The following is a 21,951-nucleotide window of genomic DNA, read 5'->3' as shown; positions in this document are numbered from 1 at the left end:
TCATGGCAAAGAAAACAAATGATGAAAAGAGAAAAATGAATCCTTTTTTATGGTTCCTTTTCGCAATCGTCATCCCAATTTTAATCGTTATAACGCTTTTAATCATTATATTAAATATTGCAGGTTTTGATGTTACGAACTGGGCGAAAGAAAAAGGGAATGATGTTCCTGTTCTATCCAATGCAATTACAACGGAAGAAGAAGCAAATGTTGAGAAGAAAGAACAGCAATTTGAAGAAACGATTGTTAGTAAAGATGAAGAAATTGCTGGGTTACAACAGAATGTAACTGACCTTGAGTCAACAATTGCTAATTTGAATGAAAAAATAACACAATTAGAAAATGACCAAAATGTAAATGCAACAGTGGAGCAAGATGCTACAAAATCAGTAAATGAAGAAGTAAAGCTGGTTGCTAAATCTTATGAAGAAATGGATAGTAAGCAAGCTGCTCGAATTCTAGAAAATTTAAATAGAGGTTCTGCGGTTACAATCATCAAAGAAGTACCCAATGAGGTACGTGGAGCTATTTTGGAAGAGATGAATCCAGAGGTGGCAGCAGAAATCACGGAACAACTCATGATTACAGAACACTAAGATGAAGAAGTCACCTTGAAAGGAGGTGAGAAAATGAACGCAGTTGGAACGCTTATACCACGATTGCAATTTACAAATAGTAAAACAGACTCATGGAATAATGGTTCGAATTTATCTGATTCTTTATCATTTAAAAAAACATTGTTTGATAAAGAGTACACCGTATTAGCTGGTTTGCAGGATGAGCATAATCGGTCCCAAGATGGAACGTCAAATGTACAAAGTCCAGAGGAGGCAATTCATTTACTTGTTGAAAAGCTAATCAATGATATGGAGTTAATGAATGATACAAATGAACAGGACAATCTTATCGCCAAGTTTTCAACACTAGAGAATTTGGACGATGAAGTACTTGTAGCAATGCAAAAGTTAACAATGTTGATCACTAGTAATGCGAATGAAATGCATAATGGACTAGACAATGTAGAGGATAAAGGGAACCGAGTCCAAGAATTGTTTTCACATATGATAATAGAAGATGATACTCGTAGCATAATACCATACCTCGTTCAAATACTGAATCAGTTGGATACGACTGGTGCTTTAGCAGGTGTTAATGAAAATCAAAATCCTGTTATAGAAACGGTGGTAAAAAGTAATACAGTAGTGGAGATGAATCAAACTTTTCCTACATTGAATAGAAGGCAATATACGCTTTTGAATAATGGCGAGATATCCATTCCTGGTGAAACGATTATACCAGATGAGTCAATGACGAATCTGTTTCAGCAAAATCCTTCTTCAAATCAAATAGAACAACGATTTTATACAGATGATATGACACAATTACCAACTAATGTAGTGTCTAATGTGGAACGAATAAACACAATTTTGACGAAGGTAGAAAATGTAGTATCCAATATTAACCAAGAAGAAGATATCCTTAAGGCTGCCCCAGAAATATTAGCGCTTTTGAAGCAATGGACAAATGTAGCGAAAAGTACTGAAGCGGATTCACAAAGCATGAAACATACGGATCCCATAGAGAATACTGAAATAAAAAGTTTGCCAGTTTGGAAAGAAATTGTTCAAGCATATGAAAAAAGAGAAAAAATTGCCTCTAAAAATCTTTATCACATGGATGCAAGTGTTACTACAAAAGATGTAGTTAGATGGCTTGATAATGCTATAAATTTTGATTCCCAGCGCTCTAATCTAGGGAGTAATGTGAAGGAATTGGGAATAGCGAGTGCTTCTAATGTCCAACAAGAAAAGATAAATATCGATTTGTCTAATCAATTGTCTTACGTACAATCTGAAGCAGAGGAAATACTGTCTCATATTAAGACAGAACAAGATATTAAAAATGCCGCACCAAAACTTTTACAATTATTAGACCGGTGGAATGGATTCGTAGGAAATAGCGACGAGGAAACATTTCCAATCAAAACTCCTGAAACATGGCTAAGAGTAGATTCTAAAGAACAATCGGTATGGAAAGAATTTGTCCATGCAATAAAACAACAAGAACAGGCTATTGGTTCACAACAAAATGTGAGCAATGACGTAAGAATATCAAACATTGTAGCAGTTATCACAAAAGAAATGGATACTCAAAATAAGGTGAATATTAGTAATAATATCACACGATTTAATGAGATTTTTAGACAAGTAGAAGAAGTGATCAGTCAAATAAAAATAGAAGAAAACATTAAATCTGTTTCACCAAAACTTGAGGAACTGTTAAATAAATGGACTGATGTAGCGGAGAATAGCGAAACCGATCATCCCTTTGAATTGAAAAAATGGATCGAGAAATCAATTGAGAATCAACTGAAAATAAACACTGTATCAACTACAAATCCGAGTTCAGGTAATATTCATCCGATTTCTCAACTAGAACAATATGCTATTCACATAAACCAATCAAACAGTACCCTTGCGGTAGATCAGGAGTTTATGGAGAGGTTTGAGGGGATTGTTAAGAACAGTCAATTTCTAACAAAACCTTTTGCAATGAACCAATTATCGATTCGATTGAATCCGACTAACTTAGGTGATATGGTTGTTCGGTTCACACAAATGAACGGTGAAATGGCTGTCAAGATCATAGTAACGACGCAGGCCGCTAAAGAAATGTTGGAAGGAAATATTGGTCAACTGAAGCATATGTTTGCACCACAGCAAGTTGTTATTGAAAAGCAAGATGGAAATATTGTATTTAATCAAGAAACACAAAAGAATAATCAAGATCAACAATCACAAAAACATGACAATGAAGAGCAGTCAGATCAATCAGATGGACAAAGTCGTCAATCTACTGAATCTGAATTCAGGTCTTATTTTCAAGAATTATTAGTGAATGAGAAAGTGTAGGTGACCACAATGACTAGTATTGATCCATCATTGTATCTATCTAATCAAAGAACTACTAGAGAACCTAGCCCTACTCTGGATAAGGATGGATTCCTAAAAATATTAATGACCCAACTACAAAATCAAGATCCTACAGCGCCAATGGATGATAAAGCAATGGTTGAACAAATGGCAACTCTAACTTCATTGGAACAGATTACGAATATTGCAAGTACTATTGACAATTTTGTTCAAAGTCAATTAATGTCTCCGGTCATTGAGTATAGCCACATGATTGGAAAAGAAGTTTCCTATCAAGCTTATGATAAAGAGACTGGGGAAGAACTAGAAGTGACTACATCTAAAGTTGTTGCTGTTACACAAAGTGAGGGTTGGGCTATTTTGAAATTAAAAAATGGAGAAGAAATATATGCGGATGCCATATTAGAAGTAAGTGATGCTAATTCAGATACACCAAATTCTGATGAGGATGTACGAGAGTAAGGGGGGATCGTATGGACCCACGTATACATCAGGTGGCCGGGGAATATGCCTTGAAAAATCCTACGGTAGTTAAACCGAAGAATACACAAACATTACAGTTCAAGGATATTTTATCTGAGCAAAACCAAAAATTAAAAATTAGTAAACATGCAAGTGAAAGATTAAATGAAAGAAATATTCATATTGATGAGCATCAATGGCAGCAAATTGAAGCAAAAATGAGAGAGGCAAAGAAAAAAGGGATCACGGATTCATTAGTCGTAATGAATGACGCTGCATTATTAGTAAGTGCTAAAAATAATACCGTTGTCACCGCTATGGATAGAAAGGAAGCAACTAGTAGGATTTTCACAAATATTAATGGAACAATTTTAATGAATGATTAGGCTGGACCCATATGGGAGGCCGTTATAGCTGCCGATTGAATGAAGCAGCTCATATAAATTTAAAAATAAAGGGGAAAATAAAATGTTACGATCAATGTATGCAGGAATATCTGGAATGAAAAACTTTCAAACGAAATTAGATGTTATAGGGAATAATATTGCAAATGTGAATACTTCAGGTTTCAAAAAAGGTCGGGTTACATTTCAAGAAATGATGAGTCAAACTACTTCTGGAGCACAAGGCCCTACTGGCACAAAAGGTGGAATTAATGCTGTACAAGTAGGTCTAGGTGCACAGACAGGTTCCATTGATAATATGCATACCCAAGGTTTCTTGCAAACAACGAATAATCCATTAGACCTATCAATTGAGGGGGATGGAATGTTTGCTTTAACAGATGGGGAAACAACGTTTTACACACGTGCAGGGAACTTTTATTTAGACAGTGAAGGAAGTATAGTAAACCCTGATGGATTGTATCTTATCGGAGCAAATGGAGAATCTCCAATCACAATTCCTGATGGTGCACAAAGCTTTAGTATTCAAACAGATGGTACGGTTACGTATGTAGATGGTGCAGGTGACCCACAAACTGCTGGTCAAATTGGTCTCGCTAGCTTTTCTAATCCAGCTGGTCTGCAAAAAGATGGTAGCAATTTATTCTTAAACAGTGAAAATGCTGGTTTTAATGGACTAGTGGTTCCAGAACAAGACGGTGCTGCGTCGATTGTAAGTGGTGCCCTTGAAATGTCCAACGTCGACCTAGCTGAAGAGTTCACAGAAATGATTACTGCTCAACGTGGGTTCCAAGCGAATACGAGAATCATTACTACATCGGATTCTATCTTAGAAGAACTTGTTAACTTAAAACGATAATAAGGAGGTAGGGAGCATATATTAGTGTGCTCCCACCAATATCATGATTCCATTATTAAGATTAAACGGTAATCGATTTACCTTAAATGCATTACTAATTGAACAAGTAGAATCACTTCCAGATACAACCATTACGCTAATCAACGGGAAGAAGTTGGTAGTCAAGAATCCTGAGAATGAAGTAATTGGTCTCATAACAAATTACTATCAAAAAATAGGATTACAAAGTATACATAGAAATACAGGTGATGAAAGTGAGTAGACTGGTAAAAACAATGATGACATCTTTAGCTGTACTGTTAATCATTGCTATTGCAGCAATTATCGTAATTATCAATGTTAAAGGTGAAGATGACGAAGCTAAAGAACCTACAATTGATGAAATAATAGAGTATTCCTTTGAATCACCTGAGATTACAACGGATCTTGAAGATGGCACTTATGTCCGTGTACAATTTCAAATTTTGACAGATAGTGAAGATGCAAAAGAAGAAATCATGAAAAGGGAATTTCAACTTAAAAATATCTTGATTAAAGAACTTGCGATAATGACTGAAGAAGATTTTAAATCTGGTTTAGGTAACTTAGAAGATGTCTTGAGAACAAAGCTAAATGAAGTAATGATCGAAGGAAAAATTACCGATGTTTATACAATTAATAAGATATTGCAATAAAAAACAAAAGTGCAAGCGCCCTTTTATCGTGAGGTGACGAATTAATGGATGAAGTACTTTCACAGAATGAAATAGATGCACTACTTTCCGCCATCACTTCAGGTGAAATGGATGCAGAAGAGTTAAAAAAGGAAGAAAAGGAAAAAAAAGTTAGAGTATACGATTTTAAACGTGCACTTCGTTTCTCAAAAGACCAAATAAGAAGTATTTCAAGAATTCATGAGAATTATGCAAGGCTTTTGACGACTTTTTTCTCATCACAGCTTAGGACATATGTCGATATAAACGTTACATCTGTTGATCAAATCCCCTTCGAAGAATTCATTCGTTCCATACCGAAAATTACGGTATTAAACATCTACAGTGTTGCTCCTTTGGACGGAAGGTTAGTGATGGAAATTAACCCAAATATCGCTTATGCCTTACTTGACCGTATTCTTGGGGGGAAAGGAAACACCATTAGTAAAAGCAGTAGTTTAACCGAAATTGAGAAACTACTTTTAAACCAAATATTTGAAAAAGGTATTGAATGTCTTAGAGAGGCTTGGGAATCCGTTGCAGATATTGATCCAATACTAGAGGAATTTGAGGAAAACCCACAATTTATCCAAATGGTTTCCCCAAATGAGACGGTAGTAGTCGTTTCGCTAACTACAGTGATTGGTGAAACAAGTGGAATGATTAATATATGTATCCCACATGTTATTTTAGAACCGATTATTAGTAAGTTATCTGCACATTATTGGATGCAAGCAACGGAAAAGGATCAGAACCCAGAAACCTATGAGAAGATTTCCAAGCATTTGAAGAATACGCAGGTAGAAGTAAAATCCATACTAGGGGAGACAAATGTATCAATCCAAGAATTTTTACAGTTAAGTAAAGATGATGTTATCTCTCTAAACCAACCGATAGATCAACCATTAAAGTTTTTAGTTAATGATAAACTGAAATTTTATGTACAACCAGGTAAATTTAAAAATAAGTTATCGGTTCAAATACTTGAGGAATATAAAGGGGTGAACGAAAATGACGAATGAAGATGGTATGCTATCACAAGAAGAAATTGATGCACTACTTAATGTGAGTTCAGATAGTAGTGATGATTTAAATGAAAATCAGCAGTCAAAAACGGAGGATTATCTTTCCAGCATAGAAATTGATGCACTAGGAGAGATTGGTAACATATCTTTTGGTACTTCTGCGACAACATTATCAACGTTATTAAATAATAAGGTTGAAATTACAACGCCCATCGTTAGCATTATTGAGAAGAAAGATTTGGCGGATGCAGTTAATTTTCAACCAGTAAGTATTCAGGTGAACTACGTAGACGGTTTTATAGGGAAGAATGTTTTTGTTATTAAGGCGAAAGATGCAGCAATAATTGCTGACATTATGTTAGGTGGTGATGGGACAAACCCTGATCAGGAATTGTCTGAAATCCATCTAAGTGCAGTACAAGAATCCATGAACCAAATGATGGGTGCTGCGGCAACTAGTATGTCAACGGTGTTTGGTAAGAAAGTGGATATCTCTCCACCATCGATTATTGATGATACCAAAAATAATGAGGAGATTTTTGATGAAGAGGCATATGTAAAAATCTTCTTCAGATTGACTGTTGGTGACTTAATTGATTCAAACATGATGCAATTAATGCCAGTGAATTTTGCGAAACAGTTAGTTGAACAATTATTAAATCCTACAAGTAGTGAAGTGGAACCGAGTATAGAATCTGCAACAACTGTCGAAGCGCCATACACAAAAGAGCAAGACATTCATGAAAGCAGTTATTATACGCAAGGGAGTATAACAGAACAGGCAGTAACACCAAATAATTACGAACAACCTACAAAGCCACAGGTAATAGGTAATCCCTTAAACAAGACACAAGCAGATGTTCAAGAAGCCACTTTTTCAAACTTTGAAAAGGTAGCATTAAATAATCATGAACAACGAAACCTAGATATGCTTTTGGATATTCCATTAAATATTACGGTTGAACTTGGTCGTACGAAACGTGCAATTAAAGATATTCTAGATTTTAGCACAGGCTCAATTATTGAACTTGATAAGTTAGCCGGGGAACCAGTTGATATTTTAGTAAATAATAAATTAATTGCTGAAGGTGAAGTTGTTGTAATTGAAGAAAACTTCGGTGTTCGTGTTACAGATATTATAAGTAAGTCTGACAGATTAATGAAACTTAAATAAGTTCTAACATAGGAGGAAGAAAAAGATGGGGAAACGAATTTTAATTGTTGATGATGCAGCATTTATGCGAATGATGGTTAAAGATATTCTTACAAAAAATGGTTTTGAGGTTGTTGGGGAAGCACAAGATGGGTTACAAGCTATCGAAAAATATAATGAACTAAAACCAGATCTTGTTACAATGGATATTACGATGCCTGAAATGGATGGAATTACTGCTTTAAAGAAAATTAAGGAAGTAAACCCAGAAGCAAAAATTATTATGTGTTCAGCAATGGGACAACAAGCAATGGTTATTGATGCTATACAAGCTGGTGCAAAAGATTTTATTGTAAAGCCATTCCAAGCTGATCGTGTAATTGAGGCTATTCAAAAAGCGTTAAGTTAAGAAACGAGTGAGCATGTTGTTTAAAAAGTGTTGTTTTGTCTTATGTTTCATAACGATGTTATTCTCAAGCCCTTTCGTACATTCGGTACATGCAAATCCAACGAATGTGCTGGACTGGATAGAGGAAGACGCAGATGAAGAAAAACAAGAAGAGGTTAATGAATTAGAACCGAATGAAACGGATACTGTAGTGGAACAGGTTTCAAGCTCAGATTCGCTGGCATTCAATATCGTCAGGATGATCTTTGCACTATTATTAGTGCTTGCACTTATATTCGTTATCAGTAAGTTGCTTGGAAGAAAAAACAAATTATTTAATCAAGTAAAAGCAATGGAAAACCTAGGTGGAATTAATGTAGGAACGAACAAATCAATCCAGATTGTTCGAATCGGAACAAAATTATATTTGATTGGTGTAGGAGAAAATGTTGAGTTACTCCAGGAAATAACGGAAAAGGAATTGATTGATCAACTTATGATGGATAACTCATCTGAGTCTCAAGATTCCATCTTATCTATGTTCAAGCCCAAAACAGACGGTGATACAAATAGAAATAGCAATACTGATTTCAAAAAATTATTCTCTAAGGAATTAACAAAGTTGAAACAAAATAGGGAGAAGTTAGTAGCTAAGCAAAAGGAAGATCATCATGAATGAATTTATTGACATGTTTGCGTCAGAAGACCCTTCCAATGTAGCGACTTCTGTTAAGTTAATCTTATTGTTAACCGTTTTGTCACTGGCACCTGGTATCTTAATATTAATGACAAGCTTTACGAGAATTATTATTGTATTGTCTTTTGTCCGCACATCTTTGGCAACGCAGCAAATGCCACCAAATCAGGTACTAATTGGGTTGGCACTTTTCTTGACGTTTTTCATTATGGCACCAACATTTGGTGAAGTATACGATGAGGCACTTGAACCGTTATTTGCTGAAGAAATTTCATTGGATGAAGCGTATGAAAATGTGGCCAGTCCAATGAAGGAATTTATGGCAAGGCATACGAGGCAAAAAGATTTGGCTCTGTTTATGAATTATTCACAAGTTGAACAACCTGAAACGCTGGATGATATTCCACTTACCACACTCGTACCTGCTTTTGCAATTAGTGAATTAAAAACTGCATTTCAAATGGGCTTTATGATTTTCATTCCGTTCTTAATTGTTGATATGGCTGTAGCGAGCATTCTTATGTCGATGGGTATGATGATGCTACCTCCAGTAATGATATCATTACCATTTAAAATACTATTGTTTGTTTTAGTGGATGGTTGGTATTTGATTACCCATTCATTATTATCAGGTTTTTAATTCGATTGTGAATATAAAAAGAGAGGACGATCGAACATGAGTAGTGAATATGTTTTAGCGTTAGCGGAGGAAGCAATTTATACGCTAATTATCACAACGGGTCCATTACTAATTTTAGCTGTTGCTGTTGGACTATTAATTAGTATCTTTCAAGCAACAACGCAGATCCAAGAGCAGACACTCGCATTTGTTCCAAAAATATTGGCTGTATTAGTTGGGTTAGTTTTTCTAGGTCCGTGGATGCTTTCGACACTGGTTGAATTTACAGCCAATCTATTTCAAAATTTAAATCAGTTTGTAGGGTAGTCATGCTTGAATTAATAAATATAAACAGTCTTCCTGTGTTTTTATTGGTTTTTGTTCGTATATTAGCTTTTTTTGTTACGATGCCATTGTTCTCTTATCGAACAATACCCTTGCCATTTAAAATAGGTTTTAGTTTCTTCTTGGCAATGATTATGTTCTATACCATTGACACCCAGGCAGTAATTGTAGACGAAATGTTTATTTTCTTAATTGTAAAAGAAGCATTAGTAGGTCTATTAATTGGACTGGTTGCTTACATTGTCGTCTCTGCCATACAAGTTGCTGGTGGATTTATTGATTTTCAAATGGGATTTGCAATTGCGAATGTCATGGATCCACAAACTGGAGCGCAAAGCCCAATAACAGGTCAGTTCTTATATATTATTGCCCTATTATTCTTATTATCTGTTGATGGGCATCATTTGATCATTGATGGTATCTTTAATAGTTATCAATTCGTACCAATTGATAACTTTATTCCATTTGGAAATAGGTCAATTCCCGATTTTGTTATCAATGCGTTTAACATGATGTTTATTATTGCCTTTCAAATAGCAATTCCAATTGTAGGATGTCTATTTTTGGTGGATTTAGCATTAGGCATTATTGCAAGAACTGTCCCTCAATTGAATGTATTCGTTGTTGGCTTACCATTAAAAATTATCGTTAGTTTTTTAGCTCTTTTTGTTTTCTTAAGTTTATACGTAAGCCTTGCAAAAAACTTATTTCATACGATGTTTGAAGTGATGAGAGGTCTTATGCAATTATTCGGAGGTGGTTAACTTGCAACTAAAGCTAGATTTGCAATTTTTTGCAGGTGAAAAAACAGAAAAAGCTACCCCGAAAAAAAGGCAAGATGAACGTAAAAAGGGAAAGGTCGCAAAAAGCCAAGACATTAATGCTGCAATCCTGCTTCTACTATGTTTTGCTACTTTGATTATTTTTGGAAAGAACATTTTAAGTACGTTTTCTGAGATGTATAAACATACCTTTACAGAGTTTATTCACTGGGAGGTAACTGAAAAAACGGTCCAGCAAGTGTTTACTGGTGCTGCTATCGAAGTAGCAATCATGTTAGCTCCAATCTTAATCATTGCAATTATTGCAGGTGTTGCAGCTAATTTAATGCAGATCGGTTTTTTATTCACAACAGAATCTTTGAAATTTGATTTAAAGAAAATCGACCCTATTCAAGGAGCGAAACGAATATTTTCTATTCGGGCGTTTGTAGAACTGATTAAATCATTGTTTAAAATTGTGTTGGTTGGTGCAATTACCTTCTTCATTATCTGGATAAATATAGATGAAATGCTGATGACTGCTTTTACGAACGCGGAAAGTGCCCTTCATTTTTTTGCTAATGTTACGATAATCATGGTCATCTCCGCGATAATAGCATTATTATTTATTTCTATTTTTGATTATAGCTACCAGCGCTATGACTTTGAAAAGAACATGAAGATGTCTAAACAAGATATTAAAGATGAATACAAGAACATGGAGGGAGATCCCTTCATCAAATCAAAAAGGAAACAAAGGCAAAGAGAAATTGCTACACGAAGAATGATGAGTGACGTTCCGAACGCAGATGTAATTATAACCAACCCGACACACTTTGCGATCGCAATAAAATATGATGAAAAAGTCGCAAGTGCACCATATGTTTTAGCAAAAGGTGTGGATAGAACAGCATTGAAAATAAAAGAAATAGCTAAGGCACATGATATTACGATGGTTGAAAATAGACCACTTGCCCGTTCTCTTTATCAAGCGATAGAGATTGGTGATGTAATACCGGAAGAATTTTTCCAGGCTGTTGCAGAGATACTGGCGTATGTTTACCGTTTAGAGAAAAAATCGAATGTTTAAAGCAATGAGGAGAGACATTAATGAAAGCTCGTGATTTATCCGTTTTAATTGCCGTAATATTAATTATTGTTATGTTAGTCGTCCCATTACCTGGGGCGCTCTTAAGTGGACTTCTTTTAGTCAATATGATTCTGGCACTTATCGTTATTTTAGTAGCTATGAATACAAAAGAACCCCTTGAATTTTCTGTATTTCCGACTCTCTTATTGCTTTTAACATTGTTTAGGCTGGCATTAAATGTTTCAACAACCAGATCGATTCTTTCTGATGGTACTGCTGGTGGAGTTGTAGAGACGTTTGGTTCATTTGTAATTGGGGGGAATCCACTCGTAGGTTTTGTTGTCTTTATTATTCTTGTTATTATTAATTTCCTAGTTATTACAAAGGGTTCTGAGCGTGTATCTGAAGTTGCAGCTCGATTCTCATTAGATGCAATGCCAGGGAAACAGATGAGTATTGACGCTGACCTAAATGCTGGTCTCATTTCTGAGAAAGAAGCGAAAGAAAGACGAGAAAAGGTTGAAAAAGAAGCGGATTTCCATGGTTCTATGGATGGTGCAAGTAAATTCGTTAAGGGTGATGCAATAGCAGGGATTATTATTACGCTTATCAATATTGTTTTTGGTATCATTATCGGCATCGTTCAAATGGGGCTGCCATTTAACGAAGCAATCAATACGTTTACGAGGCTTACTGTAGGGGATGGCCTTGTTAGTCAAATACCAGCTTTGCTTATCTCAACTGCAACTGGAATTGTAGTTACGAGGTCTGGTGGAGTCAATAATCTCGGTACTGAGGTTTCTGGGCAATTATTACAATACCCGAAATTACTTTACATTGCTGCTGGAACGATATTTTTACTTGGTTTAACACCAATTAACTTTTTCTTGACAACGATTCTAGCGGCTTTCTTAGCTTTAAGTGCATATATGTTGGAAAAACGAATGAAACATCCTGAAATACCAGATGTAGAAGAAGAAGTGCAGGCAGAGAGTTCACAAATGAAATCTCCTGAAAATGTTATTGGATTATTAAATATGGATCCAATTGAATTTGAGTTTGGTTATGCTTTAATACCACTTGCAGATGCAAATCAAGGCGGAGATTTACTAGACAGAGTCGTTATGATTCGTAGGCAATTAGCTCTCGAGCTTGGTGTTGTTATTCCAGTTGTTCGTATAAGGGATAACATTCAGCTTGGACCGAACGAGTATCGTTTGAAGATTAAAGGAAATCCCGTTGCTTCAGGGGAATTAATTCTGGATCATTATTTAGCAATGGCACCTGGTATGGATGATGATGAATTAGAAGGAATTGATACAAAGGAACCAGCATTTGGATTACCAGCGAAATGGATAAGTGAAGACTTAAAAGATGAAGCAGAACTATCTGGATATACTGTTGTGGATCCTCCGTCTGTTGTATCAACACATATAACCGAAGTAATCAAGCAACATGCACATACTTTATTAGGTAGACAGGAAACGAAGCAGCTTATCGATCACTTGAAGGAAAGTTATCCTATATTGGTGGATGAGGTTACACCCGAGCCACTTAATGTTGGTGATATTCAAAAAGTTCTTGCTAAATTGCTAAGAGAGAATGTTTCCATTCGAAATCTACCTATTATTTTTGAAACACTTGCTGATTTTTCGAAGTTAACGAATGATACGGAATTACTCGGAGAATATGTAAGACAAGCTTTATCAACACAAATAACGAAACAATATATAGCGAATGATACATCGCTAAATGTGATTACAATCTCTGGGAGAGTAGAAAAAATAATTGCCGAGAATATAAAACAAACTGAGCACGGAAATTATTTGTCCTTGAATCCTGAATTACAACAAAATATCATCACTTCTGTACATGAAGAAGTTGAGAAATTGTCGCTTCAGGAAGAAACGCCAATTGTCATTTGTTCCCCAGCTATTCGAATGTATTTAAAGCAATTATTGGATCGGTTTTTACCTCAAGTTGTTGTATTATCTTATAATGAATTAGAACCTAGTGTTCAAGTTCAAAGTGTTGGAGTGGTGAATATAGCATGAAAATAAAAAAGTATATAGCTCCTACTATGCCAGAAGCGATGAATGAAATCCGAAAAGAATTAGGGCCAGATGCCGTTATATTGAATTCTAAAGAAATCCAACAAGGTGGTTTTCTTGGTTTCTTTAAAAAGAAAAAAATAGAAGTAGTTGCGGCACTTGACCCAAACCCAATCCCTACTAAAAAAGAAATGAAAGTATCACCTATCAAAAAGCGGGAAACGAAACCGCTTATAAGCCAACACTCCAATGAAGTGTTATTAAAGGAAATTCAAAACTTAAAAAAAGTAATTGATTCTAGCAGAAAAGAATCGACTGAATACTTTCCACTCGATTATCAATTGGTATACCAATATCTGCTTGAGCAAGAAGTAGACCCTGAAATTGCAAGAGAAGTGGTAGACAAAGTAGTAAAACAGCATGAAGAACTTCATGCTTCTCCAGATTCAGGTCAGATTAAAGCGGATACCCAATTGGCAATTAGAAAATTATTTGAGTCCTATACGATTAAAGGAATCGAAGCGAATAAACAGGTCATTCAGTTTGTAGGTCCAACAGGTGTCGGAAAAACGACCACAATTGCCAAAGTAGCAGCAAATATGATGTTAAATGAGCATAAAAGGATAGCCTTTATCACTTCAGATACTTACCGAATAGCTGCTATTGACCAACTGAAAACGTACGCAAGAATATTAAATGTTCCTATTGAGGTTGCTTACACCGTTGAAGACTATAAAAATGCTGTTTTGAAGTTTAAGGGGTACGATGCAATCCTTGTTGATACAGCTGGAAGAAACTTTCGTGAGGAGAAGTATGTAAAAGAGCTAAAAAATAGCATGAATGTAAATACAGAGATTGACACCTATCTCGTATTATCGTTAACCGCAAAACCAAAGGATATTATGGAAATCTATGATCAATTTCATCACATCCCTCTGAAAGCAGTTATATTTACAAAGGTGGATGAGACGAGGCAGTATGGAAGTCTTTTAAATATAACCCGAACAAAACAGATACCAATCGTATACGTAACAAATGGGCAAGATGTTCCGAATGATATCTTGCAGGTTACTCCTGAGATGATTTCAAAGCTTATAATAGGTGATCCAAGTGATAAATGATCAAGCAGCACGACTTAGAAGACAAATAGAGAACAATAAGAATCCTAAACAGGCCAAAACCCTTTGCATTATTAGTGGGAAAGGCGGTGTTGGTAAGTCTAACATAGCTGTTAACTTTTCATTAGAACTTATTAACAATGGGAAGAAAGTATTGCTAATTGATTTAGATGTCGGAATGGGGAATGTTGACATTCTCCTCGGATTACATGCTAAAAAAACAATATTCGACATGTTTCACGAAAACCTATTGATTCATGATATTATAGAGGTAGGACCTAATAATTTAGCATATATCGCTGGCGGTTCTGGTTTACAAGACTTTTTTTCCATGGATGAAAATAAGAAAAGTTTCTTTATAACACAATACAATGAACTAGTAGATATGTTTGATTTTATCATTTTTGATATGGGTGCTGGCATACAAGCAGAAAGTTTATTTTTTATCTTATCAGCAGATGAATGCATTGTAGTTACTACCCCAGAACCGACTTCAATAACTGATGCATATAGTGCCATCAAACATGTAATTAGCAATCAGAGAAATATGCCGATTTACGTCATTATGAATCGCTCCATCTCAAAAAAAAGTGGAAAGCAAGCTTTAAACCGCTTTAGCGGAGTTATTGAGCAATTTCTACAGATTAAAGTTAGGCAACTAGGGATCCTTCCAGATGACAAAGCGGTTGTTCAATCTGTCATTAAACAGGTACCATACTTATTGTTAAACGAGCGTTCAGATGTGTCTAAAGCATTAAAAGAATTAACATTTAATTACTTATCTGACGGGGAAGGAATGGATAAGGATCGTAGTGCTTCATCCTTCGTAAAAAAACTAAAACAATATTTAATGGAGAGGTAATCAGTTATGGTGCGGATTCGAGTGATTGTTGTTGATGACTCAGCATTTATGCGCAAAGTGGTTTCAGATATATTAGAAAGCGACAATAGAATAGAAGTAATTGCAACCGCGAGAAATGGGGAAGATGGATTGAAAAAGATCGAATCCCTTTCCCCTGATGTTGTTACAATGGATGTACATATGCCAGTGATGGATGGTATCACTGCATTAGAAAAGCTAATGATCGGTAATCCGATACCGGTAGTTATGTTAACGAGTGTATCAGAACAGGATACTTCTAAGACGATAGAGGCTATGTCAAAAGGTGCGGTAGATTTTATTAAAAAGCCATCTGGGCCTATTTCATTAAATATCGATTCCATAAAAGATGAAATTATAGCAAAAGTAATAAGTGCGTCTGAAGTCAGATTAAATAAATCTGAACGAGCTGTAGAATCACGATTAACAGTGGCGGTAGACCATAAACCAGCGGAACAAATTTATGATGAAACAATTGTATCCATCGGCTCATCCACTGGTGGTCCTAGAGCACTTCACCAAGTGATGAGTGATTTACCTGGAGATTTTAGACCTCCCATTCTAATTGTTCAACATATGCCAGCTGGCTTTACGAAATCTTTAGCGAATCGGTTGAATGGATGCACGGAAATACATGTTAAAGAAGCAACTGACGGGGAACGTATCAAAGACAATACAGCCTATGTTGCCCCAGGCAGCTATCATATGGAGGCTGTACATATTGGTGGTGTGATGAAAATAAAACTCACTACTGAAAAACCTAGGAATAACCATCGACCGAGTGTTGATGTACTCTTTGAATCCGTGGCCAATCTAAATAAAATTAATAAAGTTGCGGTCATACTAACTGGAATGGGTAATGATGGATCCGCTGGGATTATTCAGCTAAAGAATAGAGATAAGAATTCTATTATTATTGCAGAATCAGAGGCAACATCCGTCGTTTATGGAATGCCAAAAGCAGCGGTAAAAACCAATTGTGTTAATTATATTGAAGACCTAGGACAAGTTGGAGCGAGAATATCCAACGCTGTGAAAGTATTTGAACGGAATTAGAACAGTTTAGTTCGGGAACGAAATGTGATACAAGGCGCTTTTCACTTTTTTAATCGCAATTGATATAAGCTATATCAACTACTAATTAAATTTCAATACAGTGAAAGAAGCAACAATTAAATAGACACAGCTTTCTACAAACAAATAGCAAAGGAGATGTAAGAATGGAAAACGAACAATTAATGGAACAGAAGGTAATCGTATTTCAATTGAAAGATGAAGAGTACGCTGTAAGTGTGGAGCAAGTTGGCTCTATTGAAAGAAGTATTCCAATTACCCGCGTGCCTCAAACACCAAAATATGTGAAGGGTGTAATTAATTTGCGTGGGGTGGTAACACCAGTTATTGACTTAAGACATCGCTTTGGAATGGGCAACGCTGAGATGAATGAATCTACTCGTATCATTATTGTTTATTTAGATGATATGGAGGTTGGATTAATTGTTGATTCTGCCAATGATGTTATCGATATCCCTACCCGCAAAATTGAGCCTGCTCCTGAGGTAATTGATTCTGTTCATGTGGATTATATTGATGGTGTTGTTCAGATTGACAACCGACTTCTTATTTTGCTTAACCTAAATAAAGTATTAAAAAATGAAAACCTCCAAGAAATGTTAGAAGGATAAACGAATGAAATATGAAAGTTTGTCAAGTATAGAAAAAGATGCTCTACGTGAAATTGGAAATATCGGGGCCGGTAATGCAGCTACTTCCATGTCAAAATTAGTTAATAAAAAGATCGATATGCAGGTACCTTCAGTAAAAATTGTCGGTTACGATGAAATGATGGAATTAATTGGTGGACCTGAGGAAACCATTGTTGCAATGCTATTCCAAATTAAGGGGGATGTACTTGGAACAGTTTACTTTATTCTCTCTCTTGAGGAAGCGGAAGCACTTATAAAGAAAATCATAAATGAAGATGATTTCTCATTTTTAAATGATGAGGAAAGCAATGAGATGGCAATATCAGCTTTACAAGAAATAGGAAATATTGTTACAGGTTCCTATCTAACAGCATTATCTGATTTTACAAACATAAACATGCAACCTTCTGTACCTTATTTAAGTATTGACATGGCTGGTGCTGTCTTAACAGTCGGTTTGCTCGAAATATCGCAAGTATCAGACTACGCTATCATTATAGATACAAGGATAAGTAGTGATTTAGGTGATGGCATACATGGGAATTTCTTTTTATTACCAGAGCCCGAAACATTGCCTAAATTATTTCACGCGCTAGGTATAAAGACAGATGAATGATACAAAAACAATTGTAAAAGTAGGTATTGCTGATTTAAACCTTGTTACAGCACCAGACATTATTCGAACCTCAGGACTTGGGTCCTGTGTTGGGGTTGTTATTTATGATCCGACAAAGAAAGTAGCTGGATTATCGCATGTTCTTCTTCCAGATTCCAAGCTTGCCAAACAAGCGAATTTCAATACATATAAATTTGCTGATACAGCTGTACCCATATTAATTGATAAACTCTTAAAAAGAGGAGCAAGAAAATATGCTTTAAAGGCAAAAATAGCCGGAGGGGCACAAATGTTCAACTTCACTTCAACCTCTGATATAATGCGAATTGGTGCAAGAAATATAGAAGCTGTTCAATTGGTTTTAAAAGAAAACCAAATTCCAATCTTATCTTCAGATGTTGCTGGAAATGTGGGGAGAACAATTGAATTCGATCCAAGTACATCTATGTTAAAAATTCGTAAAGTAAATAAAGACGAATTCTATATCTAATCAAATGCTAATCGTTCGTTCAAAAAGGAAGATACAAAGCACGTGTCATTTTTCGAGACTTTTTGAACATCCTATAATTACAAGGATGAAGGAGGAGAAAATACAATATGGTAAATACGAATACTCCTCTAGAACAAGAGCTTTGGAATGAATGGATAAATAATAGAAGCAATCATGCAGCCAATGAATTAATCGCAAACTATCATTATTTAGTGAGCTTTCATGTAGAGAGGATTTCTAGTCATCTTCCTAACAGTGTAAGCAAAGAAGATATTAGAAGCTTAGGCCTTATCGGGCTATATGATGCGCTCAAAAAATTTGAACCGAATCGTGATTTGAAATTTGATACCTATGCATCCATACGAATTCGTGGTGCGATCATTGATGGATTAAGAAAAGAAGACTGGCTCCCACGATCACTTCGAGAAAAGGTAAAGAAAGTAGAAAAAGCACATCAACAATTGGAACAAAAAAATCAACGATCACCAAGCTCTGAGGAAATTGCAGAATTAGTTGGAATATCCCCTGGAGAAGTGGAGCAGGTTGTAAAAGATGGGTTATTTGCAAATGTTCTCTCCATTGAGGAGAAACCAAAGAGTGGTTCAAGAGAAGGGGTTAGAGAGGGTATTGGATATTCCCTTCCTGATAGCCCTAAGGAAAATCCTGAAAGTAAAGTGGTTCAGAAAGAAGTAAAAGATGAGTTGGTTGCGAGTATTAAAGCGTTAAATGAAAAAGAACAACTTGTTGTAAGTTTATTTTATTTTGATGAATTAACCTTTACAGAAATAGGGCAAGTACTTGATTTAACAACTTCAAGAATTTCACAAATCCATAAAAAAGCAATATTTAAAATAAGGAAAGCATTAAGTAAAGTTTGATTTTCCTTGAGGGGCCAATTAGTAGGATGCTTTTAAAGGTCCTTCATTAAGCATTCCAAATATACGGGAGTGATTCTAACTTGAGTTTAAAACTAGTAGAGTTGCAAGTTGCGCTTCCCAGAACACAAGATGCAGGAAAACTCAGTGAGCAATTACAGAAACAAAATCAATATCATCAAGATTTGCTTGCTGCTGTCGGATTGAAACAGGAAGAGTTAAAAAGAAAGCGTATTAGTGAAACAGAAGAATTACAGAAAATGCACTTGAAGAAAGAAAACAAAAGCGACCAGGATGACAAGAAAGAAAACGAATTAAAATCAGAGGATAACGATGAGAGGTTAATGCATCCTTATTTAGGAAATCACATTGATTTTAACGGTTAAAAGATTAGGGTTAGAAGGGATTATTTTAATGACATCTTTCTTATTTATTGTTAGTTTCTTGTTACATATCATAGCTATCTATATCATTATTCAATTATATTGGCAGATCCAATCACTGAAGAATACAGATTCCAGTGAGATTAATGACCTTCTTAAGTCATATGTTCAAGAAATAAAAGATGAAAATAAGCGTTTACAAAATACATTGAATGAAAAAGCATCGAATAAAGAAGTGTCATTACCTGACTCAGCGGGTACAAAACTAGATGTTACAATTGAAGAGGAAGTACCAGTCCCGTTTAAGGAAGATGTCGTTCAGGATTACGTTGAAGCTTCTTTGGAATCAAAAGTTCTAGGGCTATATCACCAAGGGCTATCAGTTACTGAAATAGCCAAGAAATTAGATTGTGGAAAAACCGAAGCAGAACTTATTATCAATTTAAATAGAAATATGTAGATTTAACTTGATTACCAGAAGGCAATATGATATATTAACTTCTGGTGTAAATACTTTTATTTGAAAACAAATAAATAAGTAAGAAATACACACGTTTAGTAATTCATGTTGGTGGTGCCGTCACATGTCTGATGGTCTCTATATGAAGATGATCTAAACGGAGGAAAAAAACCATTTAGGAGGAAATATTATGTCAGCAATTTCTATGAAACAACTTTTAGAAGCTGGTGTACATTTTGGACATCAGACTCGCCGTTGGAATCCGAAGATGAAAAAATATATCTTCACAGAACGTAACGGTATTTATATTATCGACCTACAAAAAACAGTGAAAAAGGTTGATGAAGCGTACAATGTCGTAAAAGATATTGCAGCTAATGGTGGTACCATTCTTTTCGTTGGTACGAAAAAACAAGCTCAAGACTCTGTTCGCGATGAAGCAATTCGTTCTGGTATGTACTATGTTAACCAACGTTGGTTGGGTGGTACACTTACAAACTTCGAAACAATCCGTAAACGTATTAACCGTTTGAAGGATATTGAACGTATGGAAGAAGACGGAACTTTTGAAGTACTTCCTAAAAAAGAAGTAGTAAATCTTTTAAAAGAAAAAGAACGTCTTGTGAAATTCTTAGGTGGAATTAAAGAAATGGATCGTCTTCCAGATGCTTTATTTGTAATTGATCCACGTAAAGAGCGCATTGCTATTGCTGAAGCGCACAAATTAAATATTCCTATTATCGGAATTGTAGATACAAACTGTGATCCTGATGAAATCGATTATGTAATCCCAGCGAATGACGATGCAATTCGTGCGGTAAAACTTTTAACTTCAAAAATGGCTGATGCTATTTTAGAAGTGAAACAAGGCGAAGAAACAGAAGAAGTCCAAGCTGCTACAGAAGAAACAGAAACAGTTTCAGCTGGAGAATAATTTGATGCTTAAGGTGATAAGAGGATAAGAGCCTTTTATCACCTTTTTTAAAAGAAAAATCAATGTAGATTTAAGGAGGAAATAATCATGGCAATTACTGCAAAAATGGTTAAAGAACTACGTGAAAAAACTGGTGCGGGAATGATGGATTGTAAGAAAGCACTTCAAGAAGTAGATGGTGACATCGATAAAGCAATTGACTTCTTGCGTGAAAAAGGGATTGCTAAAGCTGCTAAAAAAGCTGATCGTATCGCTGCAGAAGGTTCAACTTACATAGAAGTTGATAATAATGAGGCAGTTCTAATTGAAGTTAACTGTGAAACAGATTTTGTTACAAAAAATGACCAATTCAAAAACCTACTATCCGATTTAGCAAAGCATTTATTAAGTCAAAAGCCAGCAACGGTTGAAGAAGCACTTACTCAAAAGCTTAATGGTGAAGGTGAAGTAGTTGAGACTTATATTAATTCAGCTATCTCTAAAATTGGAGAAAAAATTTCTTTAAGACGTTTCACAATCTATACGAAAACAGATAATGATTCATTCGGTTCGTACCTTCACATGGGTGGACGTATTGGTGTATTAACGGTGTTAGAAGGCACAACAGAAGAACAGGTTGCTAAAGACATTGCTATGCATATTGCAGCTGTAAATCCTCGATATGTGTCACGTGATGCAGTTAGTGAAGAAGAAGTGAATCATGAGCGTGAAATATTAAAACAACAAGCATTAAACGAAGGCAAGCCTGAAAATATTGTTGAAAAAATGGTTGAAGGCCGTTTAAATAAATTCTTCCAAGAAATTTGTTTACTAGATCAAGATTTTGTTAAAGATCCAGATCAAAAAGTTAAAAAATATATTGCAAGCAAAGGTGCTACCGTTCAATCATTTGTTCGTTATGAAGTAGGCGAAGGAATGGAAAAACGCGAAGAGAACTTTGCAGAAGAAGTTATGAGTCAAATTAAAAAGTAAATAACGAAAGCGGAAGTGCCCGTTAATCTGCGTAAGGA

Annotated in this window: 27 protein-coding genes; all 27 read left to right on the top strand. The window is 35.4% G+C overall.

All coding sequences use genetic code 11. The features are described 5' to 3' along the window. Window positions 1–2 precede the first annotated feature (2 nt). The 27 genes from D8M05_RS04895 to tsf all read left to right on the top strand — a co-directional run bounded on the left by D8M05_RS04895 (window position 3) and on the right by tsf (window position 21,913). Window positions 3–596 (top strand): MotE family protein, encoded by a 594-nt coding sequence (locus tag D8M05_RS04895; protein ID WP_121129230.1) that lies wholly within the window; start codon window positions 3–5, stop codon window positions 594–596. A 33-nt stretch (window positions 597–629) separates the two neighbouring features. Next, on the top strand, window positions 630–2,912 hold the full coding sequence (locus tag D8M05_RS04890; protein ID WP_121129228.1) for a flagellar hook-length control protein FliK: 2,283 nt from the start codon (window positions 630–632) through the stop codon (window positions 2,910–2,912). Between the two features lie 9 nt (window positions 2,913–2,921). Further along, window positions 2,922–3,395 (top strand): flagellar hook assembly protein FlgD, encoded by a 474-nt coding sequence (gene flgD, locus D8M05_RS04885; protein ID WP_121129226.1) that lies wholly within the window; start codon window positions 2,922–2,924, stop codon window positions 3,393–3,395. Window positions 3,396–3,406: 11 nt separating this feature from the next. After that, window positions 3,407–3,781 carry a TIGR02530 family flagellar biosynthesis protein gene (locus D8M05_RS04880; protein ID WP_121129224.1) on the top strand — a complete coding sequence of 125 codons (375 nt, stop codon included), beginning with the start codon at window positions 3,407–3,409 and terminating at the stop codon, window positions 3,779–3,781. Window positions 3,782–3,863: 82 nt separating this feature from the next. Continuing rightward, window positions 3,864–4,658: a flagellar basal body rod protein FlgG gene (gene flgG / locus D8M05_RS04875; RefSeq protein WP_121129222.1), complete on the top strand. Its 795-nt coding sequence runs from the start codon at window positions 3,864–3,866 to the stop codon at window positions 4,656–4,658. Between the two features lie 43 nt (window positions 4,659–4,701). After that, window positions 4,702–4,920, top strand: coding sequence for a flagellar FlbD family protein (locus D8M05_RS04870; protein ID WP_121129220.1), 219 nt, complete (start codon window positions 4,702–4,704; stop codon window positions 4,918–4,920). Further along, window positions 4,907–5,332, top strand: a complete 426-nt coding sequence (gene fliL, locus D8M05_RS04865) for a flagellar basal body-associated protein FliL (RefSeq protein ID WP_342772239.1) — start codon at window positions 4,907–4,909, stop codon at window positions 5,330–5,332. Before D8M05_RS04870 ends, fliL begins: the two co-directional genes overlap by 14 nt. Window positions 5,333–5,376: 44 nt before the next feature. After that, a complete protein-coding gene (fliM, locus tag D8M05_RS04860) occupies window positions 5,377–6,372 on the top strand; it encodes a flagellar motor switch protein FliM (RefSeq protein WP_121129216.1) in 996 nt (331 codons plus the stop codon). Then, window positions 6,362–7,549 carry a flagellar motor switch phosphatase FliY gene (gene fliY, locus D8M05_RS04855; protein WP_121129214.1) on the top strand — a complete coding sequence of 396 codons (1,188 nt, stop codon included), beginning with the start codon at window positions 6,362–6,364 and terminating at the stop codon, window positions 7,547–7,549. The genes fliM and fliY overlap by 11 nt, the downstream gene beginning before the upstream one ends. A 25-nt stretch (window positions 7,550–7,574) precedes the next feature. Continuing rightward, the gene (locus D8M05_RS04850; RefSeq protein WP_121129213.1) at window positions 7,575–7,937 is read left to right on the top strand and encodes a response regulator; all 363 of its coding nucleotides are present in this window, start codon (window positions 7,575–7,577) and stop codon (window positions 7,935–7,937) included. Window positions 7,938–7,950: 13 nt separating this feature from the next. Continuing rightward, window positions 7,951–8,595 carry a flagellar biosynthetic protein FliO gene (locus D8M05_RS04845; RefSeq protein ID WP_245985197.1) on the top strand — a complete coding sequence of 215 codons (645 nt, stop codon included), beginning with the start codon at window positions 7,951–7,953 and terminating at the stop codon, window positions 8,593–8,595. After that, a complete protein-coding gene (gene fliP / locus D8M05_RS04840) occupies window positions 8,588–9,253 on the top strand; it encodes a flagellar type III secretion system pore protein FliP (protein ID WP_121129209.1) in 666 nt (221 codons plus the stop codon). The genes D8M05_RS04845 and fliP overlap by 8 nt, the downstream gene beginning before the upstream one ends. A 36-nt stretch (window positions 9,254–9,289) precedes the next feature. Further along, a complete protein-coding gene (fliQ, locus tag D8M05_RS04835) occupies window positions 9,290–9,559 on the top strand; it encodes a flagellar biosynthesis protein FliQ (RefSeq protein ID WP_121129207.1) in 270 nt (89 codons plus the stop codon). Between the two features lie 2 nt (window positions 9,560–9,561). Further along, window positions 9,562–10,341: a flagellar biosynthetic protein FliR gene (fliR, locus tag D8M05_RS04830; protein ID WP_121129205.1), complete on the top strand. Its 780-nt coding sequence runs from the start codon at window positions 9,562–9,564 to the stop codon at window positions 10,339–10,341. A 1-nt stretch (window position 10,342) separates the two neighbouring features. Next, window positions 10,343–11,428, top strand: coding sequence for a flagellar biosynthesis protein FlhB (gene flhB, locus D8M05_RS04825; RefSeq protein WP_121129203.1), 1,086 nt, complete (start codon window positions 10,343–10,345; stop codon window positions 11,426–11,428). Window positions 11,429–11,448: 20 nt separating this feature from the next. Beyond that, the gene (gene flhA, locus D8M05_RS04820) at window positions 11,449–13,482 is read left to right on the top strand and encodes a flagellar biosynthesis protein FlhA (protein ID WP_121129201.1); all 2,034 of its coding nucleotides are present in this window, start codon (window positions 11,449–11,451) and stop codon (window positions 13,480–13,482) included. After that, window positions 13,479–14,600, top strand: a complete 1,122-nt coding sequence (flhF, locus tag D8M05_RS04815) for a flagellar biosynthesis GTPase FlhF (protein ID WP_121129199.1) — start codon at window positions 13,479–13,481, stop codon at window positions 14,598–14,600. Before flhA ends, flhF begins: the two co-directional genes overlap by 4 nt. Then, a complete protein-coding gene (locus D8M05_RS04810) occupies window positions 14,590–15,459 on the top strand; it encodes a MinD/ParA family protein (RefSeq protein WP_121129197.1) in 870 nt (289 codons plus the stop codon). The genes flhF and D8M05_RS04810 overlap by 11 nt, the downstream gene beginning before the upstream one ends. Window positions 15,460–15,465: 6 nt before the next feature. Beyond that, window positions 15,466–16,533 carry a protein-glutamate methylesterase/protein-glutamine glutaminase gene (locus tag D8M05_RS04805; protein WP_121129195.1) on the top strand — a complete coding sequence of 356 codons (1,068 nt, stop codon included), beginning with the start codon at window positions 15,466–15,468 and terminating at the stop codon, window positions 16,531–16,533. A 164-nt stretch (window positions 16,534–16,697) separates the two neighbouring features. Beyond that, window positions 16,698–17,162, top strand: coding sequence for a chemotaxis protein CheW (locus D8M05_RS04800; RefSeq protein WP_121129194.1), 465 nt, complete (start codon window positions 16,698–16,700; stop codon window positions 17,160–17,162). Window positions 17,163–17,166: 4 nt separating this feature from the next. Next, window positions 17,167–17,799: a chemotaxis protein CheC gene (locus tag D8M05_RS04795; RefSeq protein WP_121129192.1), complete on the top strand. Its 633-nt coding sequence runs from the start codon at window positions 17,167–17,169 to the stop codon at window positions 17,797–17,799. Beyond that, the gene (locus D8M05_RS04790) at window positions 17,792–18,289 is read left to right on the top strand and encodes a chemotaxis protein CheD (protein ID WP_121129190.1); all 498 of its coding nucleotides are present in this window, start codon (window positions 17,792–17,794) and stop codon (window positions 18,287–18,289) included. The genes D8M05_RS04795 and D8M05_RS04790 overlap by 8 nt, the downstream gene beginning before the upstream one ends. Window positions 18,290–18,396: 107 nt before the next feature. Then, a complete protein-coding gene (locus D8M05_RS04785; RefSeq protein ID WP_121129188.1) occupies window positions 18,397–19,167 on the top strand; it encodes a FliA/WhiG family RNA polymerase sigma factor in 771 nt (256 codons plus the stop codon). An 80-nt stretch (window positions 19,168–19,247) separates the two neighbouring features. Next, window positions 19,248–19,550 (top strand): hypothetical protein, encoded by a 303-nt coding sequence (locus D8M05_RS04780; RefSeq protein ID WP_121129186.1) that lies wholly within the window; start codon window positions 19,248–19,250, stop codon window positions 19,548–19,550. Between the two features lie 28 nt (window positions 19,551–19,578). After that, complete coding sequence (locus tag D8M05_RS04775; RefSeq protein WP_147405154.1) at window positions 19,579–20,007, top strand: DUF6115 domain-containing protein; 429 nt, start codon at window positions 19,579–19,581, stop codon at window positions 20,005–20,007. A gap of 190 nt (window positions 20,008–20,197) precedes the next feature. After that, window positions 20,198–20,941 (top strand): 30S ribosomal protein S2, encoded by a 744-nt coding sequence (gene rpsB, locus D8M05_RS04770; protein ID WP_121129183.1) that lies wholly within the window; start codon window positions 20,198–20,200, stop codon window positions 20,939–20,941. 87 nt (window positions 20,942–21,028) lie between these two features. Next, entirely contained in the window at window positions 21,029–21,913 is an 885-nt protein-coding gene (gene tsf, locus D8M05_RS04765; RefSeq protein WP_121129181.1) for a translation elongation factor Ts, read from the top strand. Window positions 21,914–21,951: the final 38 nt, after the last annotated feature.

This window comes from Oceanobacillus bengalensis, from assembly GCF_003628445.1.
GTDB classification, from domain to species: Bacteria; Bacillota; Bacilli; order Bacillales; family Amphibacillaceae; genus Oceanobacillus; species Oceanobacillus bengalensis.
This window is presented reverse-complemented; position numbering and strand designations above follow the sequence as displayed.